Source organism: Mycobacterium sp. UM_CSW (assembly GCF_000455205.1).
In the GTDB taxonomy this organism is placed as follows: Bacteria; Actinomycetota; Actinomycetes; order Mycobacteriales; family Mycobacteriaceae; genus Mycobacterium.
In genome coordinates this window covers 39,956-48,245 of sequence record NZ_AUWQ01000020.1, presented here as the reverse complement: position 1 = coordinate 48,245, position 8,290 = coordinate 39,956, and the positions used below count along the sequence as shown (strand labels likewise).

Genomic DNA, 8,290 nt, shown 5'->3' with positions numbered 1-8,290 from the left:
CGCAACGTTTTTCGACTCGGCGGGCGCCGTCGGATTGTGGGTGAACGCTTGGGCGGCGGCCATCAGCAGCTGCGTCGCCTGCCCCGGATTGCTCGCCGCCTGCTGGATGATCGGGCTCAGCTCCGAGAGGGCGGGCAGGCCCGGAAGCTGCTGGGTCGAGTTCGGCTGCGGTGTCGGCTGCGGCGCCGCCGGGTCGGCCGCCGCGCTCGGGCATAACCCGAACGCGGCAGCCGACGCCACGACAACAGCGGCCAAACCCTTGGACAGATTCCTAGTGGTTGCCACGATGTCCTCCGGTCCTGGCTAGTGGCGGTTCAGTTGGGTATCGAGCTGCTCAGGGCAGGGCCGAAAGCAGCGGCGACATCGGGCTGGCGGGCGCCGGTGCGGCCGGTGCCGCCGGTGCCGCCGGGGCCTGACCCGTGGCCAGCGCCTGCAGATCCTGCGGAATCGTCAGCTGCGCGGGCACGCTGACCGGCAGGCCGGACGGCAGCGCCGGCATGTCCACCTTCGCCTGCGGGATCTGTGGTGTCGCCGGGGCGGCGGGAACCGCCGGCGCCGACAGCCCGGGGATGGCGGGCAGGCCCGGAATCGACGGGGCCGCCGGAGCGGCGGGCGCCGCCGGGGTGGTCTGGGCCAGGCCCGGGAGCGAGCCGAGGCCCGGGATCGTCGGCGTCGTCGCCGCCGGGGCCGTCGCCGCGGTTTGCGGGGTGAGCCCCGGAATGGACGGGAGACCCGCCGAAGGCGAGACCGGCGAGGCCGCCGAGGGCATCCCCGGGAAGGTGATGCCCGGCGAGGCGGGCGCCGCCGGCGGGGTGGCGCCGAGGGCGGTCGCGAGGTTTTGCAGGATTTGAGGCGCGTTGGCCGCCGAGCTGATCAGCTGCTGCGGAATGTTCGGCACCGGCGGCGCGGGGACGGGGTCAGCGTGGGCGATCCCGCCCGTCAGTAGGGCGGCGGACGAACCGACCAAGACGGCGGCCGCTCGCAGATAGGTCCAGATGGTTGGCATGACTCTCCCTGGTTGTCGATGACGGGTTCGGCCCCGAAGTTACGTTGATACTGGTGTGACTCAAGTGACACGTGTGGCATTTATTCGATCGTTACCGATACGAGTGACGGCGGTGACCGGGCAGCCCACAGAACACCGGGCGATGGCTAAAGTCGGGCGGATAGACACCATCCCGGCCGCCCCGGCGGCACCCAGCACCCGGCGGCAGGCGGCGGCCCCGGCGCTGCTGATCGCGAGCATCGCGGCGCGACTCGCCTGGACGTACCTGGCGCCGAACGGCGCGAACTTCGTCGACCTGCACGTCTACCTCGGCGGCGCCGCCGCCCTCGACCATCCCGGCACCCTGTACAGCTACGTCTACGCCGACCAGACGCCGGACTTCCCGCTGCCATTCACCTATCCGCCCTTCGCGGCGGTCGTGTTCTACCCGCTGCACCTGCTGCCGTTTGGGCTGGTGGCCTTCCTGTGGCAGGTGGCGACGATCGCCGCGTTGTACGGCGCGATCCGGCTGAGCCAGCGCCTGGTGGGCGTGCCGGCGGGGGCGGGTCACCGCGTCGCGATGCTGTGGACGGCGGTCACCATCTGGATCGAGCCGCTGCGCAGCACGTTCGACTACGGCCAGATCAACGTGCTGCTCATGCTGGCGGTGCTGTGGGCGGCATGGACGACACGCTGGTGGCTATCGGGGTTGCTGGTCGGCGTGGCGGCCGGGATCAAGTTGACGCCGGCGATCGCCGGCGTCTACCTGCTGGGCGTTCGGCGCTGGGGTGCGGCGGTGTTTTCCGCGTTCGTCTTCCTGGCCACTGTGGGCGTGTCGGTCCTGGTCGTCGGCGATCAGGCCCGCTACTACTTCACCGATCTGCTGGGCGACGCGCACCGGGTCGGGCCGATCGCCACGTCGTTCAACCAATCCTGGCGCGGGGGCATCTCGCGGATCCTCGGCCACGACGCCGGCTTCGGTCCGCTGGTGCTGGCGGCGGTCGCGGTGACGGCGGTGCTGGCCGTCCTGGCCTGGCGGGCGCTGGACCCCACCGATCGGCTGGGCAAGTTGCTGGTGGTCGAGCTGTTCGGGCTGCTGCTTTCGCCGATTTCGTGGACCCACCACTGGGTGTGGCTGGTGCCGCTGATGATCTGGGCGATCCACGGGCCGGCGCGCGAGCGGCGCGGCGCTCGCGTCGTCGGCTGGGGCTGGTTGGCGCTCACCATCGTCGGGGTGCCGTGGTTGCTGAGCTTCGCGCAGCCGACGATCTGGCAGATCAGCCGGCCGTGGTACCTGGCCTGGGCCGGGCTGGTGTACATCGTGGCGGCGGTGGCGACGTTGATCTGGATCGCGGCATCCGGCCGACGCGCCGAGCCGACGGCTTAGCCCCCGACGATCCCGTCGATGTCGCGCGCCATGTCGACGTCGTTCTGGGTGATGCCACCCTCGGAATGCGTGACCAGCGCGAAAGTCACTGTCCGCCAACGGATATCGATGTCCGGATGATGACCCTTGCTCTCGGCGTGCTCAGCCACCCGGCGCACGGCGTCGATGCCGTCCAGAAACGACGGGAACTTGATCGACCGGCGCAGCACGCCGTCGGCACGCTCCCATCCGTTGAGCTCGGGCAGTGCGGCGTCTATTTGTTCATCCGTTAACACAGCCATGCCGGAGGCGTCCTCTCGTCTGGGATGGGAACGGTGCTCACCTACGAGGCTACGGCGGGGCCGGCCGGCGCTTGACTTCTCTGGTCCAAGGGCACCACGACGCTCGCCTCCGGCGGGTTCTTCAGTTCCTGATAGGCGGACTCCAGGCTGGCCGGAACCGCTTGCAGGTCGCGGACAATGCCCATCAGTTCTTCCAGGATCATGATGCGCTGCTGGTTCGCCTCGGTCACCGCTTGCCGGGCCTGCTCATGGATGAGACGAGCTTGTTGCCTTGCGTCGGCGAGGAGCTGCTCACGCTGCTGCTGGGCTTCCTGCCACGCGTGATCGATCGACGATTGGGCTTCGGCGCGCCTCCCGGCGACTTCGGCGTCGACATTCTTCTTGGTTTCCGCGCACTGCGCTTCTAGCGCACTTTGTTGTAAGGCTATGTCCGCCAACAGTTCTCGGTGCTCTCGCTGCGCGGCCTGGGCCTCGGCCTCGGCCGCCGCGATCAGGGCGTCCGCCTCGGCTCGCGCGTCGGCGTGCATCCGGGAAACCTCATCGATCGCCCGCCGCAGCATCTTCGCCATCCGGTGTTGCATCGCGTAGGGCGACGGTGAGGTGTCCGACAGCATGGCGACCTCATCGTTGAGACAGGCGACTTCGATGCGCAGCGCAGCCGCTTCGTCGCCGGATTCATTTCGCTGGGCTCTTAAGTTCTGGACCTCGTCGATCAGCAACTTCTGCTTGGTGAGCACCTTCTCGATGTAGGCATCGACCGCGGCAGGGTCGTAGCCCCTGAACGTGCGGGAGAACGTCGTTGCGGGTTCGGTGACCATTGCCAACCCCGATTCTCAGAAAGTGCCCGGTAGAGTTCGTGACCGACGCATTCGAGTATTCCACTTTGGCGCTCAAACCGTAATACAGGCGTTGTGCCCCAAGGGAATTCGGCTCTGGGCGGCGCGCCTGGTACATGAAGCAGTTCCCGAGACGGTGCCCCCTCCGGCGACCCGCGCCCCACGGTATACCGTCACTGGCCATGCCGACCCGGATCGTCGTCGCCGCAGCGATCATCTCCGGCTCCAAGGTTTTGGTGGCGCAGCGAGTCCGGCCGCCCGAGTTGGCCGGCCTCTGGGAACTGCCCGGCGGCAAGGTCGCACCCGGCGAAACCGAACGGGACGCGCTGGCCCGAGAGTTGGTGGAGGAGTTGGGCCTAGAGAACGGCGACCTTGTGGTGGGCGACCGCCTGGGCGCCGACATTCCGCTGAACGAAACGATGACACTGCGGGCGTATCACGTCCGGCTGCTTGGTGGTGAGCCACACCCGCGGGATCATCGGGCGCTGCGGTGGGTGACCGCCGCGGAGCTGCACGACGTCGACTGGGTCCCGGCCGATCGCGGCTGGCTACCGGACCTGGTTCGAGCGCTGTGATCGAAAGTGCGCTCAGGGCGTCGTGTGTGCGCTGACGGTGACGACACGCCGACCCGACGCGCCGCCACCGCACACACAACGCCGCCACCGCACACTCAGTGCCGTCAAGCGGCCGGTTCGCTATCTGAGGCCCCCGCTGCCAGAATCACCGACGTGCCATTCCGCAACGTCGCCATCGTCGCCCACGTCGACCACGGGAAAACCACCCTGGTCGACGCGATGCTGCGGCAATCCGGGGCGCTGCACCACCGCGGCGACGACACCCAGGAACGCATCATGGACAGCGGTGACCTGGAAAAGGAAAAGGGCATCACCATCCTGGCCAAGAACACCGCCGTGCACCGCCACAACAGCGACGGGACGGTCACGGTCATCAACGTGATCGACACCCCCGGGCACGCCGACTTCGGCGGCGAGGTGGAGCGCGGGCTGTCCATGGTGGACGGCGTCCTGCTGCTGGTCGACGCCTCCGAGGGCCCGTTGCCGCAGACCCGGTTCGTGCTGCGCAAGGCGCTGACCGCGCATCTTCCGGTCATCCTGGTCGTCAACAAGACCGACCGGCCCGACGCCCGCATCGCCGAAGTCGTTGACGCCAGCCACGACCTGCTGCTCGACGTCGCGTCGGACCTCGACGACGAGGCCGCCAAGGCCGCCGAACACGCCCTGGGCCTGCCGACCCTGTACGCGTCCGGGCGGGCGGGGATCGCGAGCACCGAACAGCCGGCCGACGGCGAAGTGCCCGCCGGCGACAACCTCGACCCGCTGTTCGACGTGTTGATGGAGCACATCCCGCCGCCGTCGGGGGACCCCGAGGCGCCGCTGCAGGCGTTGGTGACCAACCTCGACGCGTCGGCCTTCCTCGGCCGGCTCGCGCTGATCCGCATCTACAACGGCAAGCTGCGCAAGGGCCAGCAGGTCGCCTGGATGCGCGAGGTCGACGGGGTGCCGGTGATCACCAGCGCCAAGATCACCGAGCTGCTGGCCACTGAGGGCGTCGAGCGCAGCCCCACCGACGAGGCGATCGCCGGCGACATCGTGGCGGTGGCGGGCATCCCCGAGATCATGATCGGCGACACGCTGGCCGATCCCGACCACGCCCACGCGCTGCCGCGCATCACGGTCGACGAGCCGGCGATCTCGGTGACGGTCGGCACCAACACCTCGCCGCTGGCGGGCAAGGTGTCCGGCCACAAGCTGACCGCGCGGATGGTCCGCAGCCGGCTGGATACCGAGTTGGTCGGCAACGTGTCGATCCGGGTGGTCGACATCGGCCGGCCCGACGCGTGGGAGGTGCAGGGCCGCGGGGAGCTCGCCCTGGCCGTGCTGGTCGAACAGATGCGCCGCGAGGGCTTCGAACTGACCGTCGGCAAGCCGCAGGTGGTCACCAAGACCATCGACGGTCAGCTGCACGAGCCGTTCGAGGCGATGACGATCGACTGCCCCGAGGAATTCGTCGGCGCGATCACCCAATTGATGGCCGGCCGTAAGGGCCGCATGGAGGAGATGGCCAACCACGCGGCCGGCTGGGTCCGGATGGATTTCGTCGTGCCCAGCCGCGGCCTGATCGGCTTCCGCACCGACTTCCTCACCCTGACCCGCGGCACCGGCATCGCCAACGCCGTGTTCGACGGCTACCGCCCGTGGGCGGGGGAGATCCGCGCCCGCCACACCGGCTCGCTGGTGTCCGACCGGTCGGGCACCATCACGCCGTTCGCCCTCATCCAGCTCGCCGACCGGGGCCAGTTCTTCGTCGAGCCGGGGCAGGACACCTACGAGGGCATGGTCGTCGGAATCAACCCGCGCCCAGAGGATCTCGACATCAACGTGACGCGCGAGAAGAAGCTGACGAACATGCGGTCGTCGACCGCGGACGTCATTGAGACGCTGGCCAAGCCGCTGGAGCTCGACCTGGAACGGGCCATGGAGTTCTGCGCGCCCGACGAATGCGTGGAGGTGACCCCCGAGATCGTGCGGGTGCGCAAGGTCGAGCTCGATGCCACCTCCCGGGCCCGCAGCCGGGCGCGGGCCAAGGCGCGGGGCTAGCGGCTTGGCGCCGGGCCGCGTCACGGGCGTGGTTGGCCGGGTTGCTGAGCAGCTGCTCGATACCCTGATGGGCGTGCCGAGACGAGCCAGCCGCCTGTTCCTGAGGGTCGGCGTGCTGGTCTCGCTGGTCGGGCTGGTGCTGGCGGCGTGCACGGTCAACCCGCCGCCGGCGCCGCAGAGCACCGACACCCCGCACAATTCGGCGCCGCCGCCGCAGCGGCCCACCCAGATCATCATGGGCATCGATTCGATCGGCGCCGGGTTCAACCCGCACCTGCTGAGCGACCTGTCGCCGGTGAACGCGGCGATCAGCGCTCTGGTGCTGCCCAGCGCGTTTCGGCCGGTGCCGGATCCCGCCACGCCGACGGGGTCGCGCTGGGAGATGGACCCGACCCTGTTGGTGTCCGCGGACGTGACCAACCAAAACCCGTTCACCGTGACCTACAAGATCCGGCCCGAGGCGCAGTGGACCGACAACGCGCCCATCGCCGCCGACGACTTCTGGTACCTGTGGCGCCAAATGGTCAGCCAGCCCGGGGTCGTCGATCCGGCCGGATACGACCTCATCACCGGGGTGCAGTCGCTCGAGGGCGGCAAGCAGGCCGTCGTCACGTTCGCGCAGCCGTACCCGGCGTGGAAAGAGCTGTTCAGCAACATCCTGCCGGCCCACATCGTCAAGGACGTGCCGGGCGGATTCGCGGCCGGGTTGGCACGGGCCCTGCCGGTCACCGGCGGCCAGTTCCGGGTCGAGAGCATCGACCCGCAGCGCGACGAGATCCTGATCGCCCGCAACGACCGCTACTGGGGACCGCCGGCCAAGCCCGCCCTGATCCTGTTCCGCCGGGCCGGCGCGCCGGCCGCCTTGGCCGATTCCGTGCGCAACGGCGACACCCAGGTCGCCCAGGTGCACGGCGGCTCCGCGGCCTTCGCGCAGCTGTCAGCCATCCCGGACGTGCGCACCGCGCGGATCGTGACGCCGCGGGTCATGCAGCTCACGCTGCGCGCCAACGAGTCCAAGCTGTCCGACACTCAGGTCCGCAAGGCGATCCTGGGCCTGCTCGACGTCGATCTGCTGGCGGCCGTCGGCGCGGGCAGCGACAACACGGTCACGCTCGACCAGGCCCAGATCCGCTCGCCGAGCGACCCCGGCTATGAGCCGACCGCGCCGCCCGCGATGACCACGCCCGCCGCGCTGGCGTTGTTGGAGAGCTCCGGATACAAGGTCGAGCCCAACACGTCGACGTCGCCGGCGCCGACACCCGCGAGCACCGGGCCGCCGGAGGTCACCCGCGGCCGCATCAGCAAGGACGGTCAGCAGCTGTCGCTGATCATCGGGGTGGCGGCGAACGACCCGACCTCCGTCGCGGTGGCCAACACCGCCGCCGACCAGCTGCGCAATGTCGGCATCGCGGCGACGGTGCTGGCGCTGGACCCGGTGACGCTGTACCGCGACGCGCTGAACAACAACTCTGTCGACGCGATCGTCGGCTGGCACCGGGCCGGGGGCAACCTGGCGACGCTGCTGGCCTCGCGCTACGGCTGCCCCGCGCTGCAGACGACGACGGTCCCGACCTCGAACGTGGCCACGACCACCCCCGCGGCCGGGCCCACGCCGTCCACCGCGCCCGCCACCACCGGCACGACGCCGACGTCGGCACCGCCCAGCCGCCCACCCGAGCCCGGCGCCCTGGTGCAGGCGCCGTCGAACCTCACCGGAATCTGCGACCGCAGCATCCAGTCGAACATCGACGCCGCGCTGAACGGCACCAAGAGCATCAACGACGTGATCACCGCGGTGGAGCCGCGGCTGTGGAACATGTCCACGGTGCTGCCGATCCTGCAGGACACGACGATCGTCGCGGCCGGCCCCAGCGTGCAAAACGTCAGCCTGTCCGGCGCGGTCCCCGTCGGCATCGTCGGAGACGCCGGCCAATGGATCAAAACCGGGCCCTAAGCGCCATTTATTTGGTATTGAAAACAATCATTTTCCAAAAAATGGGTATCTAATACCGCCGTCCCAAAAAAGGTAACGAATTAATTACGGGTCGCCGAATTCAATACCTGCAAAGCCAGTTCGTGCAAACAAACGTTTTCACAACACCATTTCGATACGCTGCGGCCATCGCTGAACGGCTGCTCGGGAAAACAGTCGCCGGCGGTCACGTGGGGTGAATCGGGGAGGT

The 8,290-nt window shown here is 69.1% G+C and carries 7 protein-coding genes and 1 pseudogene; 4 read left to right on the top strand and 4 right to left on the bottom strand.

Annotated elements, in window-relative coordinates; all coding sequences use genetic code 11:
- Both N415_RS09080 and N415_RS09075 read right to left on the bottom strand, forming a co-directional pair.
- Positions 1-285: pseudogene (locus N415_RS09080) on the bottom strand (hypothetical protein); the annotation flags it as partial.
- A 49-nt stretch (positions 286-334) separates the two neighbouring features.
- Positions 335-1,006 (bottom strand): hypothetical protein, encoded by a 672-nt coding sequence (locus N415_RS09075; RefSeq protein WP_068179883.1) that lies wholly within the window; start codon positions 1,004-1,006, stop codon positions 335-337.
- A 142-nt stretch (positions 1,007-1,148) separates the two neighbouring features.
- Here N415_RS09075 and N415_RS09070 point away from each other — a divergent pair, with 142 nt between their 5' ends.
- On the top strand, positions 1,149-2,372 hold the full coding sequence (locus N415_RS09070; protein WP_068179901.1) for a mannosyltransferase: 1,224 nt from the start codon (positions 1,149-1,151) through the stop codon (positions 2,370-2,372).
- Here the strand turns inward: N415_RS09070 and N415_RS09065 are convergent.
- Together N415_RS09065 and N415_RS09060 are read right to left on the bottom strand one after the other, a co-directional pair.
- Entirely contained in the window at positions 2,369-2,653 is a 285-nt protein-coding gene (locus N415_RS09065) for a 4a-hydroxytetrahydrobiopterin dehydratase (protein WP_068179880.1), read from the bottom strand. The genes N415_RS09070 and N415_RS09065 overlap by 4 nt on opposite strands.
- A gap of 41 nt (positions 2,654-2,694) precedes the next feature.
- Positions 2,695-3,471: a DivIVA domain-containing protein gene (locus tag N415_RS09060; RefSeq protein WP_068179867.1), complete on the bottom strand. Its 777-nt coding sequence runs from the start codon at positions 3,469-3,471 to the stop codon at positions 2,695-2,697.
- A 200-nt stretch (positions 3,472-3,671) separates the two neighbouring features.
- Between N415_RS09060 and N415_RS09055 the strand changes: the two genes are divergently transcribed.
- From N415_RS09055 to N415_RS09045, 3 genes are all read left to right on the top strand, one after another.
- On the top strand, positions 3,672-4,064 hold the full coding sequence (locus N415_RS09055; protein WP_068179864.1) for a (deoxy)nucleoside triphosphate pyrophosphohydrolase: 393 nt from the start codon (positions 3,672-3,674) through the stop codon (positions 4,062-4,064).
- A 153-nt stretch (positions 4,065-4,217) separates the two neighbouring features.
- Positions 4,218-6,107 (top strand): translational GTPase TypA, encoded by a 1,890-nt coding sequence (typA, locus tag N415_RS09050; RefSeq protein ID WP_068103082.1) that lies wholly within the window; start codon positions 4,218-4,220, stop codon positions 6,105-6,107.
- Between the two features lie 67 nt (positions 6,108-6,174).
- Positions 6,175-8,061: an ABC transporter family substrate-binding protein gene (locus N415_RS09045; protein WP_161630283.1), complete on the top strand. Its 1,887-nt coding sequence runs from the start codon at positions 6,175-6,177 to the stop codon at positions 8,059-8,061.
- The last annotated feature ends 229 nt before the right edge of the window (positions 8,062-8,290 follow it).